General features: G+C 60.3%; 16 protein-coding genes. 11 read left to right on the plus strand and 5 right to left on the minus strand.

All coding sequences use genetic code 11. The features are described from left to right. Positions 1-16: 16 nt before the first annotated feature. The 3 genes from JWZ97_RS18260 to JWZ97_RS18270 are packed head-to-tail and all read right to left on the minus strand — an operon-like array spanning position 17 to position 3,820. Positions 17-724, minus strand: a complete 708-nt coding sequence (locus JWZ97_RS18260; protein ID WP_205432063.1) for a phosphorylase — start codon at positions 722-724, stop codon at positions 17-19. Then, positions 721-2,688: a squalene--hopene cyclase gene (gene shc / locus JWZ97_RS18265; protein ID WP_205432074.1), complete on the minus strand. Its 1,968-nt coding sequence runs from the start codon at positions 2,686-2,688 to the stop codon at positions 721-723. The genes JWZ97_RS18260 and shc overlap by 4 nt, the downstream gene beginning before the upstream one ends. Before the next feature lie 46 nt (positions 2,689-2,734). Next, positions 2,735-3,820, minus strand: coding sequence for a phytoene/squalene synthase family protein (locus JWZ97_RS18270; protein WP_205432076.1), 1,086 nt, complete (start codon positions 3,818-3,820; stop codon positions 2,735-2,737). A gap of 330 nt (positions 3,821-4,150) precedes the next feature. On the opposite strand from JWZ97_RS18270, the gene hpnH reads away from it, so the two are divergent. Then, positions 4,151-5,260 (plus strand): adenosyl-hopene transferase HpnH, encoded by a 1,110-nt coding sequence (gene hpnH / locus JWZ97_RS18275; RefSeq protein ID WP_205432078.1) that lies wholly within the window; start codon positions 4,151-4,153, stop codon positions 5,258-5,260. 140 nt (positions 5,261-5,400) lie between these two features. Beyond that, a complete protein-coding gene (locus JWZ97_RS18280; RefSeq protein ID WP_205432086.1) occupies positions 5,401-7,386 on the plus strand; it encodes a monovalent cation:proton antiporter family protein in 1,986 nt (661 codons plus the stop codon). A gap of 29 nt (positions 7,387-7,415) precedes the next feature. Here JWZ97_RS18280 and JWZ97_RS18285 read toward each other — a convergent pair whose 3' ends face one another. After that, positions 7,416-8,237 carry a TIGR01458 family HAD-type hydrolase gene (locus tag JWZ97_RS18285; RefSeq protein ID WP_371822543.1) on the minus strand — a complete coding sequence of 274 codons (822 nt, stop codon included), beginning with the start codon at positions 8,235-8,237 and terminating at the stop codon, positions 7,416-7,418. Between the two features lie 374 nt (positions 8,238-8,611). Between JWZ97_RS18285 and JWZ97_RS18290 the strand changes: the two genes are divergently transcribed. Beyond that, positions 8,612-9,982 (plus strand): site-specific integrase, encoded by a 1,371-nt coding sequence (locus tag JWZ97_RS18290; protein WP_205432095.1) that lies wholly within the window; start codon positions 8,612-8,614, stop codon positions 9,980-9,982. A gap of 249 nt (positions 9,983-10,231) precedes the next feature. Here JWZ97_RS18290 and JWZ97_RS18295 read toward each other — a convergent pair whose 3' ends face one another. Continuing rightward, positions 10,232-10,783: a recombinase family protein gene (locus tag JWZ97_RS18295; RefSeq protein ID WP_205432096.1), complete on the minus strand. Its 552-nt coding sequence runs from the start codon at positions 10,781-10,783 to the stop codon at positions 10,232-10,234. Positions 10,784-11,111: 328 nt separating this feature from the next. On the opposite strand from JWZ97_RS18295, the gene JWZ97_RS18300 reads away from it, so the two are divergent. From JWZ97_RS18300 to JWZ97_RS18335, 8 genes are all read left to right on the plus strand, one after another. Next, a complete protein-coding gene (locus tag JWZ97_RS18300) occupies positions 11,112-11,351 on the plus strand; it encodes a hypothetical protein (RefSeq protein ID WP_205432097.1) in 240 nt (79 codons plus the stop codon). Between the two features lie 4 nt (positions 11,352-11,355). Beyond that, entirely contained in the window at positions 11,356-11,712 is a 357-nt protein-coding gene (locus JWZ97_RS18305; protein WP_205432098.1) for a toxin-antitoxin system HicB family antitoxin, read from the plus strand. A gap of 270 nt (positions 11,713-11,982) precedes the next feature. Then, entirely contained in the window at positions 11,983-12,330 is a 348-nt protein-coding gene (locus tag JWZ97_RS18310; protein ID WP_205432099.1) for an AlpA family transcriptional regulator, read from the plus strand. Positions 12,331-12,409: 79 nt separating this feature from the next. Next, positions 12,410-15,058: a phage tail tape measure protein gene (locus JWZ97_RS18315; RefSeq protein ID WP_205432100.1), complete on the plus strand. Its 2,649-nt coding sequence runs from the start codon at positions 12,410-12,412 to the stop codon at positions 15,056-15,058. Beyond that, positions 15,058-15,429 carry a hypothetical protein gene (locus JWZ97_RS18320; RefSeq protein ID WP_205432101.1) on the plus strand — a complete coding sequence of 124 codons (372 nt, stop codon included), beginning with the start codon at positions 15,058-15,060 and terminating at the stop codon, positions 15,427-15,429. Before JWZ97_RS18315 ends, JWZ97_RS18320 begins: the two co-directional genes overlap by 1 nt. Before the next feature lie 38 nt (positions 15,430-15,467). After that, positions 15,468-16,234, plus strand: a protein-coding gene (locus tag JWZ97_RS18325) for an IS5 family transposase (RefSeq protein WP_205434700.1) whose coding sequence is annotated in 2 segments (ribosomal slippage) — positions 15,468-15,843 and positions 15,843-16,234 — 768 coding nt in all. Because the reading frame shifts where the segments join, the coding sequence is not laid out codon by codon here. Positions 16,235-16,246: 12 nt separating this feature from the next. Continuing rightward, positions 16,247-16,513 (plus strand): hypothetical protein, encoded by a 267-nt coding sequence (locus JWZ97_RS18330; RefSeq protein WP_205432102.1) that lies wholly within the window; start codon positions 16,247-16,249, stop codon positions 16,511-16,513. A gap of 204 nt (positions 16,514-16,717) precedes the next feature. Next, the gene (locus JWZ97_RS18335; protein ID WP_205432103.1) at positions 16,718-17,635 is read left to right on the plus strand and encodes a hypothetical protein; all 918 of its coding nucleotides are present in this window, start codon (positions 16,718-16,720) and stop codon (positions 17,633-17,635) included. Positions 17,636-17,665 lie beyond the last annotated feature (30 nt).

Below are 17,665 nucleotides of genomic sequence, written 5' to 3' on the forward strand. Positions count from 1 at the left end.
TAGGCGGCGGAGGCGCTCAAACGGCCAGGTCGGGGCCCAGGTGGTTGGCGGCGAGGGTCAGGGTCTGCAAGGCGGCCCGGAAGTGGGCGCCCAACTGGATCAGGCCGATGAAATCGGTCGGATGTCTTAACGCATGCCCCAGGAGGCGGGGAATGCGGACGTGGCCGGCCTCGTCCATGCCGGCCACCACGGCGCCGGGCAAGCTCATGGAGGCCGGATCGGCGATGGCCCTGATCGCCACGAAAGGCAGGGCGTATTTCTGCGCGGTGCGGGCCAGGGCAACACTTTCCATGTCCAGGGCCAGCGCACCGGTGCGCTCATGCAGCGTCCGTTTGGCTGAGGCGGTCGCGACGATTTCCACGCTGCCGGCGAGCGTGCCGTGATGGCAGTTGATGTGCGGAGCCAGCGTGGCGGCGATGCGCTCCCGCCAGTATGACGTGGTATCCAGCGCAGCGCCGTCGGGACTATGCAGCGTGTGGGGGAGGGCCAGGTCGCCGGGGCGAAGCGCGGGTGCCAGGGCGGCGGCGCAACCCCAGGACACCAGGCCGGATATGCCCAGGTTCACCAGGGCGGTCGCGGCCGAGGCGGCGGCCTTGGGGCCGGCGCCCGAGATGATGAGCAGGCGGGATTCGTCGAGCGCCACGGGTGCGCTCGAATTCAATCGTGTTCGGTGGAGACTGCGCGCTTCGTCCGGCAGTGCGACGACGATGCCGACCCGTTTCACGCGTTCAGCGAGCGCTCGTTGCGGTAGCGCGCCAGGGCCCAGAGCGGGAAGAACTTGTCGTAGCCGTGGTACTTCAAATAGAAAACCTTGGGGAAACCGGGGGCATTGAAATGCTCGTCCTTCCACAGCCCATCGGCTTTCTGGTGCGCGATCAGGTAGTCCACGCCGGCTTTGACTTCTGCCGAGTTCGCCTCGCCGGCCGCCATCAGGGCGATGAGCGCCAGTGCGGTGTGGAAGGCCATGCCGGTGTGGAACTCGCCACGCAAGGCCTCGCTGCTGTCGTGATAGGTGTAGTTGTCCTCGCCCCAGCTGCCGTCCGCACGTTGCTTGCTTTTGAGCCAGGCGACGGCGCGGCGCACGCTGGGATCGTCCCTGGAAACGCCGGCTTTCTCGAAGCCGATCAGCACCGACCAGCAACCGTAGATATAGTTGGTGCCCCAGCGGCCGAACCAGGAACCGTCCGCTTCCTGATCCTTTTTCAAGTAGGCGATGCAGCGGTCGATCACGGCCTGGTATTCCGGGTGTTCGTCGACCAGGTTGGCCAGGAACATGATGCAACGGGCGCTGACGTCGGCCGTCGGCGGGTCGAGCAGGGCGCCGTGATCGGCGAAGGGAATGTGGTTGAGATAGTAGTGGTCGTTGTCGGCGTCGAAAGCACCCCAGCCACCGTTGCGCGACTGCATGCCGGCGATCCATACCCCTGCGCGCTCGATATTGCCGGCGAGTTCGGGATCGCGGGCCTGCACCATGGCCTGGGCAACCACCGCGGTGTCGTCTACATCCGGATAGTAGCTGTTGCCGAACTGGAAGGCCCAGCCGCCGCCCGGCAATTCGGGGCGCTGGATCTGCCAGTCGCCCGGCTCGTCGGTGAGTTGCTTGCTGGCCAGCCAGCGCATGGCGTTCTTGAGCTGCGCGCGGGTTTCCGGGTCGCGTTCGTAGCGGTCGGCTTCCTGCAGGGCCAGCGAAGCCAGGCCGGTATCCCAGATGGGGGATACGCACGGCTGGCAATAGGCGGTGTCGCCCTTGATGACCAGCAGGCGGTTGATGGCTTCCTTGGCGGTTGCGCGCAATTCGTGATCCTTGGGGAAGCCCAGATAGTCCAGCGCCTCGTAGGAGTTGACCATGGCCGGAAAGATCGCACCCAGTCCGTCCACGCCGTTGAGGCGTTCGATAAACCAGTCGCGGGCCAGGTTGGTAGCCTTGCGGCGCAGGAAGCCGGGGATCAGCGGCTCCATCAGCCTTCCCATGCGCTCTACGGCCAGGACGGCCTTGCCCAGCGGAGTCTTGACGTGGGAGAAGTAGTTCCGTTCCTTTTCAGGGGCGACCGTGAACAGCTCGCGCACGCCGACCTTGTGCGGATTGCGCGCGGTGACCTTGTAAGTGCAGAGGATGAACAGGGGCACCATGCAGGTGCGCGACCAGTAGGAAACCTTGTCCAGGTGGAAGGGGAACCACTTGGGCAGCAGCATCACTTCAACGGGAATGAAGGGCACGCCGCGCCAGGGTATCTGCTCGAACTGAGCCAGCATGATGCGTGTGAAGACGTTGGCCTTGGCCGCTCCGCCCTGGGCCAGTATCCACTCCCTGGCCCTCTTCATGTGCGGGGCATCGATGTCGTCGCCCGCGAGTTTCAGGGCGTAATAGGCCTTGACGGTGCAGGAAATGTCGCCGGCCCCACCGTGGAACAGCGGATAACTGCCGTCCGCGCTCTGCTTGGTGCGCAGGAACCGGGCGATCTTGGCTTGCAGGTCGGCGTCGATCTCGTCCATGAAATGCATCATGAGGATGTATTCGGACGGGATGGTGCAATCGGCTTCCAGTTCGAACACCCAGTAACCTTCGGGATGCTGCAGGTTCAGCAGACTGGATCGGGCGCGCGCAACGGCCTCGTCGAGAGGCGATTCCGGAAAGCAGCCCACGAAGGCGGAATCAAGGCCGGACATTTCGTCGAATTCTCTTAACATGGCTCGGTTGCTCCTTGTTAACGCGGTGTTCGAAATTGCTCGATGACTAGCTTTGGTGCGCCAAAGCCAAGACTTGGCGATCGGCGGCCGGCAGCCCCAAGCCCGCCAGCCAGAATGTGGTTTTCAGCAGCAGATCGCTGTGCAGGGTCAGGCGGCTGGTCAGGATGGTGGCCTTGACGCTGCGGCGGGTGATCTTGACCTGGCTGGATTCGCTGAAATCGATGTGGGCATTGACCTTGCGCAGCGTCAATACCGCCATGCCCAGCGCCCACAGACAGAATTCGCGCAGCCCGGTCTCGTGGCTGGGGATCAGCAGGGTGTACTCCAGCGCGTTGCGCAGATGCGCGTGGGCGATGCCGATCAGGCGGCGGAAGCCCTCGGCGAAACGGGGATCGTGATGACCGGGGCTTAGGTCGCTCAGGTCGAAGCCGGCCGCATCGAAAATTTCGCGCGGCAGCCAGCAGACGCCGCGGCCGTGGTCGTCCCACAGATCCTTCAGGATGTTGGTCATCTGCAATCCCTGGCCGAAGGAAACCGCGAGTTTCATGAGGAGGTCGCGGTGGATGGCGATTTCCGGCGAGTAATGGCAGAACAGCCGGGTCAGCATCTCGCCCACCACGCCGGCCACGTAGTAGCAGTAGCTGCTCATCTCATCCATGGTCGCCAGGCCGTGGCGCAGGTCGCGGTCCTGAAACTCGACCATGCCCTGGCCCATGACGCTCACGCATTGATATAAGGCCTCGCGCTGCGGCGCCTCGAACCCGTGGGTGATGGCGATGACACGCGGGATCAGGCGGATCAGCTCGTGTTCGGCCGGTATCGTCTGTTGCGAGAGCAGAGGGGCCAAGTCGGCCGCAAGGGCTGTCGCATCGTCTTCACCGGCGACCACGCGGACGAAGCGCTGACAGAACTGGCGCTTCTGCGCCGAGGTCAGGGCGACTTCGTCTTCTATCGTATCGACGATGCGGCACAGCAGGTAGGCGTTGGAAACCGGCTTGGCCAGGCCTGCGGGCAACTGGGGTATGGTCAGCGCGAAGGTGCGCGATACGCCTTCGAGCAGCCAGGCCTGCAGGGCGTCGTCGTCCAGACGGGCGAAATCTGGAATGGCGATTTCGGAGTGGCTTCCGTTCATGCGTGTGCTGTCTGCTCTAAAAAGTTTGGGTGGCGCGCAAGCCTTGGGCTAGGCGCAATTGCCTTGCAAAAGTAAGGCTGTTGTATTTTAGCTATTTTTTTTGAGAAAAAAACAACTTGTTGTAGAAAATTTGTTTTATCATAACCACCGAAAGCCAGTGACCCAATCACCAAGGGCTGAGTAAACTCTTATTTTGGATAAGGTTTATCTCCGAAAACGGCAAACTTTTCTGGCCATGCAGGGACCTGCGGAGAGTTGTTGCGTTTTCCACACAGCGCGATGTCGAGTTAGGGCGGCTGCATTGCACAACATTCAATTAGGAGATACACGATGGGCGTTCCATTACGTCAACAGATCACCGTAGCGAGCTACCTGCTCAAGCAGAAGATCAAAGGTGTCAAACGCTACCCCCTGGTACTGATGTTGGAACCTTTGTTTCGGTGCAATCTGGCTTGCGCCGGCTGCGGCAAGATCGACTACCCGGAGGAGATCCTCAACCGCCGCTTGAGCGTGGAGGACAGCCTGGCGGCCGTGGACGAGTGCGGCGCGCCCATCGTCTCGATCGCGGGCGGAGAGCCGCTGCTGCACAAGGAGCTGCCGCAAATCGTGGAAGGCATCATCGCGCGGAAGAAATACGTTTATCTCTGCACCAACGCCTTGCTGCTGAAAAAGCGCATGGACGATTACCAGCCGTCTCCTTACCTGACCTTCTCCATCCATCTGGACGGCAATCGCGACCGTCATGATGCCTCGGTGTGTCAGGAAGGCGTATTTGATCGTGCGGTCGAGGTCATCGAGCAGGCCATCAAGAAGGGGTTCCGGGTGACCGTCAACTGCACCCTGTTCCAGAATGAATCCGCCGAGGAAGTCGTCGAATTCCTCGACTATACCAAGAAGCTGGGCGTCGAAGGCGTCACGATCGCCCCCGGCTTCAGCTACGAGCACGCACCGCAGCAGGACATCTTCATCAAGCTGCGCGACAGCAAGGAACTGTTCCGCAAGGTGTTCAAGATCGGCAAGAACCGCAAGTGGGCCCTCAACCACTCCCCGCTGTACCTGGATTTCCTCGCCGGTAACCAGGCCTACAACTGCACGCCCTGGGGCAACCCCACCCGCAATGTGTTCGGATGGCAGAAGCCCTGTTATTTGCTGGTCGACGAAGGTTACGCGCCGTCGTTCAAATCGCTGCTGGAAGACACGCCCTGGGACAAATACGGCAATTCCAAGAATCCCAAGTGCGCCAACTGCATGGCCCACTGCGGTTTCGAGGCAACCGCCGCCGACGATTCCATCAGCAATCCGCTGAAAGCCCTGTGGGTAGGCTTGCGCGGGCCGCGCACGGAAGGCGCCATGGCCCCCGACCCGGTCCCCGAATGGGAGGCCAAGCAGACCAAGAGCGTGCTGTCCCGCCCGGTCATCAGCATCGAAGCGGTCGAATAGACGTTACGTCGGTAATACGCTATCAGCCTCTGCCGGGGTCCTCCCGGCAGAGGCTTTTTTGTGTCCGCGTATCGTGTGCGGGGCTCAAGCGCGATAGGGATGAAGGTACAATCGGCGCAGACTCCCGCATCTGACGGACTATGAACTCCTCGCTGTTCGACGACTTACTGCTCATCTTTGGCGCCTCGGTGTTGATCAGTGCGTTGTTCGGACGTCTGCGCCTGGCGCCCATCCTGGGCTATTTGCTGGTCGGCGTGGCGTTCGGGCCCGGAGCCTTGGGGCTGTTGAACAATGTTGCCGACATCCACGACTTCGCCGAATTCGGTATCGTGTTCCTGCTGTTCAGCCTCGGATTGGAGTTTTCCATCCCCAAGATGCTGGCCCTGCGGCGCACCGTATTCGGCCTGGGTGGATTGCAGGTCGCCGTATGCCAATCGGTCATCGTCGCGCTGGCCTGGTTCGCCGGGGTGCCGTTCGTGGGCGCCTTGGTGATAGGCGGGGCCTTGGCCCTGTCCTCGACCGCCATCGTCAGCAAGGAATTGCTCAGGAGTAAGGAATTCAACCGCCATCATGGCCAACTGGCCTTCGGGGTGTTGTTGTTCCAGGATCTGGCGGCCCTGCTGTTCATCCTGATGGCGCCGGTGCTGCACGATGCGTCGCTGGGGGATGGACCGCGACTGGTCGGGGAGTTGTTGCTGCGCGGGATACTGCTGTTTTCCGCTTTGCTGGCGCTGGGACATTGGGTGCTGCCTAAGCTGTTCGAACTGGTCGCCAAGGCCGGCGGCGAGGAACTGCTGGTACTGGCGGCCCTGGTCGTGGCCTTGTTCGCGGGATGGGTGACGCATTTATTCGAGTTGCCCATGTCGTTGGGCGCTTTCGTCGCCGGCGTGACCTTGGGCGAGAGCCATTACCGTCATCAGATCGAGGCCGATATCCGGCCCTTCCGCGACGTGCTGTTGGGCCTGTTTTTCGTCGGTGTGGGCGCCCTGCTCGAATTTTCCGTCGTCGTCGAGTTCGGTCCCTGGCTGGTGCTGGCCGCCCTGGTGTTGCTGACCGTCAAGGCCGGCTTGCTGGCGGGTCTGGCTTTGGCCATGAGGGAGAATGCCCGCAATGCCTTGCGGGTCGGCTTCATGCTGGCGCAGGGAGGCGAGTTCGGTTTCGTGTTACTCAATCTGGGGGGGCAGCAGCACTTGCTGGATACGACCCAGGTTTCCTTCGTCTCGGGCGTGATCATCCTGAGCATGCTGGCGACACCGGTTGCTACGAGCATCGGCCGCAGGTTTGCGGAAATTTTGCGCAAGCGGGATGCGGCCTCGGCCCCGCCGGACGAAGCGAGCATCGCGTCGCTGGAAGCCCAGGTCGCGGAACTGGACCGGCCGGTGCTGATCTGCGGCTATGGCCGCGTCGGTCAGACGGTTTCCCGCTTTCTGCGCCGTTTCGGCATTCCGTTCGTGGCGCTGGACAGCGACCCCATGCGGGTGCGGGAAGCGGCCGAAGCGGGCGAATCCGTCTTCATCGGCGATTCGCGCCGCCCCGAACTATTGAAAGCCGCCGGTATCGAGCAAGCGAGGTTGGTGGTGATCAGTTTCAGCGAGGAGGCGCGCCGATCCCGCACGCTGGCGACGGTGCGCACCGTGCGCACCGACGTGCCCGTACTGGTGCGCACGAGCGACGACACCTATTTGCAGGATTATCTGGATCAGGGCGCCAGCGAGGTCGTGCCGGAAAGCCTGGAAGGCGCCCTGATGCTGGTGTCTCACGTTCTGGCCATGCTGAATGTGCCGATCGGACAGATCGTGCGAGCCATCAATCAAGTCAGGCGGGAGCGCTATCAGATCCTGCAAGGCTATTTCCAGGGCGAACAGACCCGCTTGATCGACGAGGAAGGGCGGCGGCTGAAGGTGCTGCATGCCATCCCCTTGCCGGAGAACGCTTCCGCCGCCGGCAGCCGCATCGTGGATCTGGGACTGGACGAGTTCGGCGTGACGCTGAGCGCGGTGCGGCGCGGGCATAGCAGCATACAGTCGCCGCCGCCGGAGTACGAGCTGATGGCCGGCGATATCGTCATACTGCTCGGCGAAACCGAGCAGATCGACCAGGCCGAGAGCCGCCTCCTGGCGGGTTGAGCCGGGAGGTGCAGGCCGCCTCTCGCGCGCTACAATCCCAGCGCGGCGGGTAAATCCCTCACCGTATCGAGGATCAGGTCCGGTCGGATGGCCGAGGCCTCGGTGTAAGCCTGGCGGTACTTGCCCGTGCGCACCAAGATGCCCCGCAATCCGGCCTGCTGACCGCCGCCCACGTCCACGTCGATGTCGTCGCCGACGATCGCGACTTCGGACGCCGCAAGCCCCATGTCGTTCAAGGCCAGCCGGAAAAAATCCTCCGACGGTTTACCTATGATGCGAGCGGTGACGCCACTCGCATATTCCAGCCCGTGGATGAAGCCGCCGATGTCCATTTGCAAGCCCGACTCCGTCTGCCAGAAACGGTTTTTATGCACGGCGATGAACTCGGCGCCGTTTTTCAGCGCATTGAAGACCTCGCTCAGCAAGGAATAAGACCAGCCATCGCCGATGTCGCCCACGACGATATGCGTCGCCTTCGTATCCGACTGGCGGAGCTCCGCGAAGTCCCGTTTGACGTCCTCCGCCAGCAACAGCCGGCAAACCGGATCGGGCAGGGCTTGTAGATAAAGCCGGGCGGCCTGCGGCGCGCTGACGATTTCCTCGGTTGCGACGGGAAAACCCAGCGCGCCGATTTTTCGCTGCAAGGTGGCCAGCGACAAGGTACTGGTATTGGTGATAAAGCGGCAAACATAGCCGGCGTCCCGCACCTGTCGCACGGCTTCAGCGGCGCCGGCAATGACGTGGGATCCCACGTAAAGCACCCCGTCGAGATCGAACAGGATGCCCTTGAGGCCGAAAGGAGAGAATGAGCCCATGGGCGTATGGTAAGCAGATTCGGCATCGAGCGCCAAGCTGGCTCGTGACGTCTAGGCCCGGATGACACGCGGGATCGTAAACCGGGAGGTGTCGGGAATCACCCGAACAGGCCGAGTGAAGTATCGCAGCGGTAGCAGCGGATGGTCGCGCTTCGCCGAACGGGAGAGCTAGGGATCGATAGGATGGCGCGCCCGGCAGGATTCGAACCTGCGACCAACGGCTTCGGAATCAGTCCCACGACTCTTACACCCTGTTTCACCGGGATACATTTTCTTTTATTTTCAATGGGTTTAAGCTGAGGCCAGGTTTACCGAATAGTACGGAAATGCCTCGAATTTCCTCTTTCCGGTAGCACAGCGGTAGCACAGGAACTCTGTGCTACCGGTTGAACACCCTGGACGGCTTACCCATGGCAAGCGAAAAAATCGAGTTCACGCGAGCGGCATTGTCCGCGATCACTCCCCCGGCGAAGGGGCGGGACTATTTCCGAGACGTCAAGCAAGCTGGCTTGCTGTTGGACGTAACCGCTTCCGGTACCAAGGCATTCCAGCTTTACCGCAAGGTTGGAGGTAAACCGGTGCGGGCCGTCCTAGGGCGATTCGATCCCGATTTGCCGGATTCCCGAGAACTGCCGAAAACGCTAGCCAACGGTAAGCCTCTAGATCCCCTGGCCTATATCGGCAACACGCCCCGGTTAAATGTCCGCATGGCGCGCGCCCTGACGGTTGCCGTATCGGCGGCGATGGATCGGGGCGAAAACCCGGTGGCGGACCGGCGGGAACAGCGCCGCAAAGCGGCGGAGGAGCTGACGCTTAGGGAGGCCTTCGACCTGTATTACAAAGACCACTTGCAACCCCAAGGCCGGCGCACCGCTGAGGAGCTGCAAGGGGAGTTTGCCCGCTACGTTGGCAAGGTGGTGCCCGGACAGAAAAAGCCCCGCGGGAAGGAAAGAACCAAAGCACCGGGTTCGGTTGATTGGGAGGGGCGCAAGCTATCCAGCATCAAGCCGGTGGAGGTCCGCAAGCTGATGGTAAGCCTTCGGGAGAACGTCGGGCCGCGCACGGCCAACAAGGTGCTGGCTCTTCTGCGGGCGCTCTATCGGAAGCTGGCGGAGTGGCGAGCTTATGACGGTGAGAACCCTACCCTGGGCATTCCGAAATATCCCGAGCGGGAGCGCTCGCGTTTCCTCAAGGCTGAAGAGTTGCCCAAGTTCTTTGAAGCGCTCCAAGGGGCTCCCGAGTATTTCCGTCACTTCGTTTTGCTGGCTATCTCTACTGGGGCTCGATCTTCGAATATTCAGGGTATGCGCTGGGTCGACCTGGACTTACACGCCGGCTTATGGACTGTGCCGGGTGAGCAATCAAAGAACGGCGACCACCTGGTTATTCCTCTGACTGCGCCTGCTCTGGAAGTGCTGCGTGAGCGGCGGGGCAGCGGTAGTCCCTGGGTGTTTCCTTCCTACTCTGCCAGTGGTCACATGGGCCACCCGGCGAAGCCATGGGCGGACCTGTTGGAGCGGGCCGGCTTGACCGATCTGCGCATGCACGACCTACGCCGAAGCCTGGGCAGTTGGGCAGCGATCCAGGGAGCCAGCATGGCGATCATCGGACAAGCCCTGGGGCATAAGAGCACCGATGCAACCCGTATCTATGCCCGGCTGAGTGTGGACCCGGTACGCGATGCGATGGAGCGAGCGACCAGCGCCATATTCGCCGCCGGGGGCATACAACCCACTGCCGAAGTGGTCGACCTGGGAGCCAAGCGCAAGGCTAAAAAGTGATGTTTTTTCCCGGCCCCCTCATTTTGCAACCGGGAAAACCGGGAAAACCGGGAAACCCTGACGCCACGCGGCTTCCAGCCTTCCCGGTTTGATTTTTGGCACCGGGAAAAACCGGGAGAACCGGGAAAATTCTTGCACCGGCATTCACTGAGTTATACGACGCCGGATTTTCGCGCGCTAGCTTTCCCACCTGCCAGCACCCCGGCAGCGAGCGCATTTGATAAGGTCAAGCCAAACTTTGCCTAGCTCCTATCGGCTTTCCAAGGCTGCGTATAAGGTCGTCCGGCTGATGCCGTACTCTGCGGCCAGGGCTTTCTTGTTCGCTCCCTGGTTGAGCTTCTGCCGTATCTCTGCGACCGTTTCGGGCGTGAGCTTTGAAGGCGCCCCCACATGCTTACCTTTCGCCTTGGCGGCGGCGATGCCTTCCCGCTGACGCTCCCGGATAAGGGCGCGCTCGAACTGAGCAAAGGCCCCCATCATCTGGAACATGAGGGTTTGCAAGGCGCCATCCTGCCCGCCGAATTGCAGGTTTTCCTTGTGGAAGCGCACCATCACGCCTTTCTTGGTCAGGCCGTCAACGATGGTCTGGAGGTCGACCAGGTTGCGCGCCATCCGGTCGATGCTATGGACGTGGAGCGTGTCGCCGTCCCGGAGGAAGTCGATACACGCTTGAAGCTGCGGTCGTTTGGCATCCTTCGCGCTGGCCTTTTCCTCGAAAACCTTGTCCAGGGCGATCCCGGCTAGTTGACGGTCCGTGTTCTGGTCAAAGCTGCTTACCCTGATGTATCCGACGCTGGTCATGTGAATGCCCCTTTCCGGTCTATTTCGTGTTCAGAAAGGTTATAGACTACTCAAAAAGGCGTGTCAAATAATAAAATCTAAACCTTTATGGACACGGTGAAATGCGGGTTTCAGGGGCATGTGTCCAGTGTTCAAAAAGGTATACTCAACTGAACACGGCTTGGGGCGAACTTTGGGAGCCAGGCAGGCAGAGGATGACGCCAAAGTCTGCAACCTTGGGCATCGGCCGAAACTGTGCGAAGCTGGCCGCGAAGGGCGGGGTTGCATCGGCGTGCGTCGTTATGCCTGGCTGTCGTGCGTGATACCGTATACAGTATAATTTGACCTCATGACCCGACGAGAAAAGCTGTGGACAAGCATTCGCAACAACCCCAAGGGCGTACGTTTCGAGGACGCCTGCAAGGTCGCTGAGGAACTGGGGTTCGTGCATAAAGGCGGCCAAGGTTCGCATTGTGCTTTTTCTCGCACGGGTGAGCCTGTCGGGCTGAACTTCCAGAATCGGAACGGCTTCATTCCGCCGTATCAGGCCCGGCAGTTGATCGAGATGATGGACAAGTACGGAGCTTAACCCTATGCACCATTACCCCGTTGAAATCTTTTGGAGCGAGGAAGACGAAGGCTTTATTGCCGTGTTCCCCGATCTGCCCGGTTGTTCGGCCTGGGGTGAAACCGAGGAAGACGCCTTGAAAGCGTCTCAGCCTGCCGCTGCTGCCTGGATCGAGGCTTGCCGTGTTGCGGGTAATCCCGTGCCGGCGCCCTCCCGGCCCGGCGATGAGCAGGGATACAGCGGCCGCTTTGTTCTGCGCGTGCCGAAACGGCTACACGCCGATCTTTCCCGCGACGCCAAGGCTCAAGGCGTGAGCCTCAATCAATATCTGCTCTACTTGCTGACCGAGCGCCATACGGAAAGGCGGGCGGTGGCGCATTGATGCACATGCACAACCCACCGCACCCCGGCGAAACGCTACGGGAAGACATGCAGCACGGCCAGTTGATCGATGACCGGCTGATGATCGTCAACCCGTTTCTTTGAATGCTCACAAGTGCCGGGAGTTTGTGGAATTCCGGCCGTTGCAACACGCTCTCCCCGCTGAAATCGGCCCACGTCTAAGTTGAGGCAACTGCGAAATTCTTGCCTTATCCATTTCGTTTTCATGCCATCTAATGTCGCCTCACACCAAACGGAATGAGGCTACGCCATGCACACACCCGAACGGGCGCCATCCACCGGCAGTAAGCCCGGCGCCACCGCCCTCCCCCTCAAACGACGAACGCCCCGCAAGAAAAGCCCGCCGGCGGGCCTGGTCGATTTCGACAACCTCCCGGCTGCCGCGCTAATCAACGTCCACGTGTTCGCTCTGCTCCTGAACCTTGGCGTCAACTCCATATGGCGCAAGGCCAAGGCGGGCGAACTGCCCAAACCGGTTAAGGTCGGCACCGGCGCCACGCGCTGGCGGGTTGGCGCCGTAAGAAATTATCTTGCGAGCCTGGAAGAATCAGATCCTCCCCGCCTCAGCCCATCCCCCGGAGTAACCCACCATGGCTGATCTAACCCGCACAATTGAAATTATCTTCGGGGCCCAAGATAGAAACTTGAGGACCAGTCTTTTAATCATCGAGCGCGCCATGGGCGACTTAGAAGGCAGTGTCCGCGACGTGGCCGCCCCACTCGCATCGCTGGCCGATACCATGGCCACCACCGAAGCCGCCGCCATAGCCCTGGGCGCGGCGTTGGTCGGCGCCGTGGTCCATGAGGCGGGGAAGTTCAGCGATTCGGTCAAGGAAATCGGCACCCTGTTCAATGGATCCTCTGAAGCGATAGGCCGTTTCGGCCGTGACGTACTCAACTACGGGCAAGACTCCACCCAATCGATTGAAAGCCTCAACGGCGCCCTCTACGAAGCCATCTCGTCGGGTGTGGATTACAACGATGCTCTTGGGCTGATCAACACCACGGAAAGGCTGTCCGTCGCCGGCAAGGCGGACCTGACCGAGACGACCAAGGTCCTGGTGTCCGCGCTCAACGCCTACGGCCTGAGCACGAAAGACGCCGGGCGGTTCAGCGACGATCTGTTCCAGACCGTCAAGCTGGGGCAAACCACGCTGCCGGAGCTGGCGCAAAGCATTTCCCAAGTGACCGGCATAGCGGCCGGGTCCGGTGTCTCTTTTGAAGAGCTCAATGCGGCCATTGCAGCATTGACGGTCGCCGGCTTGCCCACGTCGGAAGCGATCACCGCTATTCGGTCGGCGTTGTCCAACATCATCAAGCCGTCCAGCGAGGCGGCGAAAATCGCCGAAGATTTGGGCCTTAAGTTCGACGCGTCGGCGCTGTCGTCCAAGGGGTTCTCCGGCGTCCTGGGCGACGTGTTCAAGGCTACCGGCGGCAACATTGATGTGATGGCCAAGCTGTTTGGATCAGTGGAAGGCCTCAACGGCGCGATGGTTCTCGGGGCCGACAAGTCGGGTAAGTTCAAGGAAGCACTCGCGGCCATGGCCAACGCTTCCGGCACCGTGGACCAGGCGTTCAACATTATGGCGGATAACGTCGGCTTGTCAGTTCAGCGCCTGGTGAATTCCATCGAAGTGGCCGCGATCAAGGCCGGACAACCATTGCTTGAAGAGTTCGGCGGCGTCACCAAGGCCCTGGCCGCGATCTTCCAGGGCCTGGGCGCCGGCATCGACGCGGGCGCGTTCGACCCGCTTTTGAATGCCCTGCAAGCCTTCGGTGGCGAGGCCGAGCGCCAACTCCAGGCAATCGCCGCGAATCTCCCGGAAGCCCTGAGCGGCCTGGATTTCACCGGCCTGATAGATTCCTTCCATGATCTGGGTGGCGAGCTATCCACGATCTTTGAGGACGTATTCGGCCGCGTCGATCTGAGCACGCCGGAAGGCCTGAGGGCCGCGCTGCAGCGCCTGGTCGATGGCTTCGAGGCGCTGACGAGGATCACCACCGGCATAGGCCAGGGGATGGAACCGTTCTTTCGCGCCATGGGTTCGGTCATCGATCACACCGTTCAGGCCGGTGACAGCACGCAGGAGCTGGGTGGCAGGATTCTCGGCTTCGCGCGCGTCATCGAGAGCGCAGGGCCGGTGTTGGACGAATTCCAGAACACGATGCACCTGGTAGCCACGTCGTTATCCCTTATTGCCGGGGCGCAAACCATCGGGGCGGTCAAGACCATAGGTAGTTTGGCAGCCGCTGCGGGGCCGGCCGCGGTGATCATGGGCGGGCTGACCGTCGCGGTTGCCCCGCTGGCCGGTGCGCTGGGGTACAGCGTCGGTACGGGTCTGGCTTGGGCTATCGATAAAGTCGTAGGAAAACTCACGGGAGGGGACTCGCTCGGAACGTTGATTTATGACCTTACCCACAAGGCCGAAGACCTTACGGCCACGGCCACCACGGCGGCCGGCGGCGTGGCCACCATGGGCAGGGCTTTGGATGGTGCCGGCCAGTCTTCGGCCAAGGCACATGAGAGCTTCAAGCCTATCGATCTGACCGGCTTCAATGCAGTGGCTGAGGCCGCAAAGCGCATGGGAGTTTCTTTGGACGATGCCGGCGCCGCAGCGACCAAGTTTTCCGATGGAAACGCCAAGGTCGAGCAGCTTGCCACGGGATACACGAAAGTCACCGACGCCTTGGGCAACCTGCATTTAGTCTGGCCAAAAGCTGAGGAAGCCGCGACGGGCTACAAGGAGGTGGTCGACGATCTGGGGCGGGTGTCGTATGTGCAGCTCGGCAACGCGGTCGACCGCACGAATAAGGCCCTATCCGACCAGGGCGGCAAGCTGGCAGAAGTGGAAAAGCAGGCTAGGGAGTTCGATCTAAAGCTGCGCGAAATCCAGTCAAAAGAGCGTATTGCCGTCATCGAAGCCAAGGTCAAGATCGACCAGGCGCAAATCGAGGCTGACTTGAAGCGCGTTCAAGCGGTGTTCTCGTCGATCGACGCCGGCATCAAATCCACGGGCGACGTGCTCGGCAAACTCAACGATGCCATGAAAGGCGCGTCGGAGTTCGATAAATTGGGCCTCCAGGACCAAATCCGCGAGGAACAGAAGCGCCGCGCGCAAGAATTCGAACAACAGAAAAAACTCACGGAAGAGCAGCTCAAATACCTGCAGGCCCGGCGGCAAAAACTCAACCAGGGCGATGCGCTGGTAAAAGTGGAGTCCGGCACCTTGCAACCGGCCTTGGAAATGATATTCCATGAGATCCTCAAGGCCTGCCAGTTGAGGGCCAATCAAGAGGGCTTGGAATTCCTTATCGGGGCGTTGTGATGGATAGACAAAACGAGGCTTTGTCGCGCTTTAGCGATCAAATCAAGGGCCTGCTGACAAACGTCGATCTTTTTCGGCAGCACGTGTGTGCTTTTCTGGACCAGGATGAGCGAGACATTCCCAACGAAACCCTGGTGCAAATACCCTGCACGATTGAGCCCCTGCCAGTAAGGACCTTTGATGCGGCCTTGGGCGCCGCCGCGCTTGTTGTGGCGTCGGACTACTTCGGTATCCGGTTGGCCATACCCGAAACCGATGATGGCCAACGTGGCGCGGACCTGGGCGACTTGGTAGCCGTGGCGCTGAAAACGGCCGCTGTGTGCCTCGCCGGCATCGAGGCAAATCTAGATAGCGTCGTCACAAGATTATGAGAGAATAGTTCTATCTCAAATTTTCTTTGAAAGGAAAGATGGCGGATTCAGGGCATCGGCGACACGATATATCGGATCGAGTCTGGCAATTATTGGAGCCGCGGTTGCCGGGGCGAGAAGGTGCTTGGGGTGGTAAAGCGCACGATAACCGCCGGTTTATCAATGCGGTTTTTTGGATTTTGCGCACTGGCGCGCCGTGGCGAGACTTGCCGCCCGACTACGGCGATTGGAAAAACACCCATCGCCGTTTTTGCCGTTGGCGCGATAAAGGCATATGGGAATCCTTGTTGGAACAGTTGGTGATCGAACCTGACTATGAATGGCTGATGATCGATGCCAGCCACATTAAAGTCCACCCGCATGCGGCGGGCGCCAAAGGGGGCAGCCAGGATATGGGGGTCACAAAAGGGGGCTCAACAGCAAGATACATCTGGCCGTGGATGCGCATGGTATGCCGCTCAGAGTCATTGTTACAGCAGGTACCGTGGCAGATTGTACGCAGGCTTCAACCTTGATCGCGGGTTTGGATGCCCAGCATCTGCTGGCGGACAAAGGCTACGACACGGACGCCATCGTCGCCCAAGCACAAGCTGCCCATATGGCGGTTGTCATTCCGTCGAAGAAAAATCGCACCGAACTTCGCGCGTATGACCGAGACCTTTACCGCCTTCGGCATTTGGTGGAAAACGCCTTTCTACACCTGAAGCGCTGGCGCGGTATTGCAACTCGTTATGCCAAAAATACCGCTTCATTCTTGGCGGCGGTGCAGATTCGCTGCATTGCTATTTGGGCCGCTATCTTATGACGACACTATCTAATGATGGCGCGTATCGAGGAGGTCTACCGGCCGGTAGTCTTCGGCATAGATGAATTCTTGGAGCTCAACATAGCCATGGATGCCCTGAAGCTAGGCGGACTGGATGCCGGCCTGTTCGCCGCTCGTCTCATGGCGCGGCGTGTGCTGCGCTTGCAGGGGGATGCGCTGGTGGAGAAATACGAGGCTTTTCTAAGAAGCGGCGAGCTCCCCGGCGTCCGGTCATTCCGTATAGGCGAGCGGACCATCCGGGTGGAGCGCCAAGACTAGGCCGCTGCCCGGCCATTCCACCCCTATCGAGCAACAGACCCGCCCGAGACGGCGGGTTTTTTGTTACCCTGATATTGCGTTTTCAACGCACTGCCGCCTTCCGATCTTGGAAGCCTTCAGTGTTGATTAGCAGACAAAACAAAACCCGCCTTAGGCTGGCACCTGCGGCGGGTTTCTACCGATCACGATTTAAGAGGAATCGCGATGGCTGACGATAAGTTACCAGATTTCGCCCTGCCCGAATATATGACCTTGGACGCCTTGGACGATGGCGTTCGACGGGTGAACGAGGTAATGAAAAACGCTTTCGAAATGGACAGAAGGGTGTCCACTGTTTTTGGAAGCTCATATCTAGGAGCAGGGGACAAAGTCGCACTTCAAGACTTGGAGCGTAATATCTCGCGAGCCCACCATTCTTCGAGCGCCTTACAACCCCTCACAAAGCCGTTCGCCAAGGTATGGCGTGAAGCAATCAAGGCCTGCGATGCCCGCGAGGCGGCATTTTTGCTGTTGAATTACATACCGCCCGAGGTGCCGTCATCGATACCAATTTCAAGGGAAATAAACGCCCTAATTGAGCAAATAAGAGCAACTTACCCGACCGACGTTCTGCACGACGGTATCCCCAAATATTCAATGGGGCTGTTAGAAAAAATAGCCACGGATTTGGGGTTGGCATCATCAATGATCTGTACCGCGCTACGGGATGACGACGTAATCGCGGGCGAACAGGCAGGCAAAGCAACGGACGAGGCCGCGCCGGATGAGCGGGCCGACCGAACGGCGGCTGAGCCTTCCCAATTATTGGCCGTGCCCCCCTTGCGTGAGCCGAAAAACAACAGCGACCAAGCTTGGCTTGTTTACGAAACATGGCGCGCCCTGAAGGGCGGCAATCCAGAGGCCTCGCCCACCCATGGACAGGTTCACGGTTGCCTGTGGGATGAGGCGAATAAACCATCTACTGACCCAATGAAAGACAAGCGACTTGTCGAAACTAAGGGTCAGACAATATATCTCGCCGACGGCACGACCATGACCAAGGAATCAATCCGAAGGTCTATGAATAATCTCAGGGAGAATGCTTCCGGCAAAAAGCGACGAGAACCGACTAAAACAGCCTAAAAGCCACACGCCCGCCCTAGTTATACCGAC

The sequence above is a fragment of the Methylococcus sp. EFPC2 genome (assembly GCF_016925495.1).
Classification (GTDB): Bacteria; Pseudomonadota; Gammaproteobacteria; order Methylococcales; family Methylococcaceae; genus EFPC2.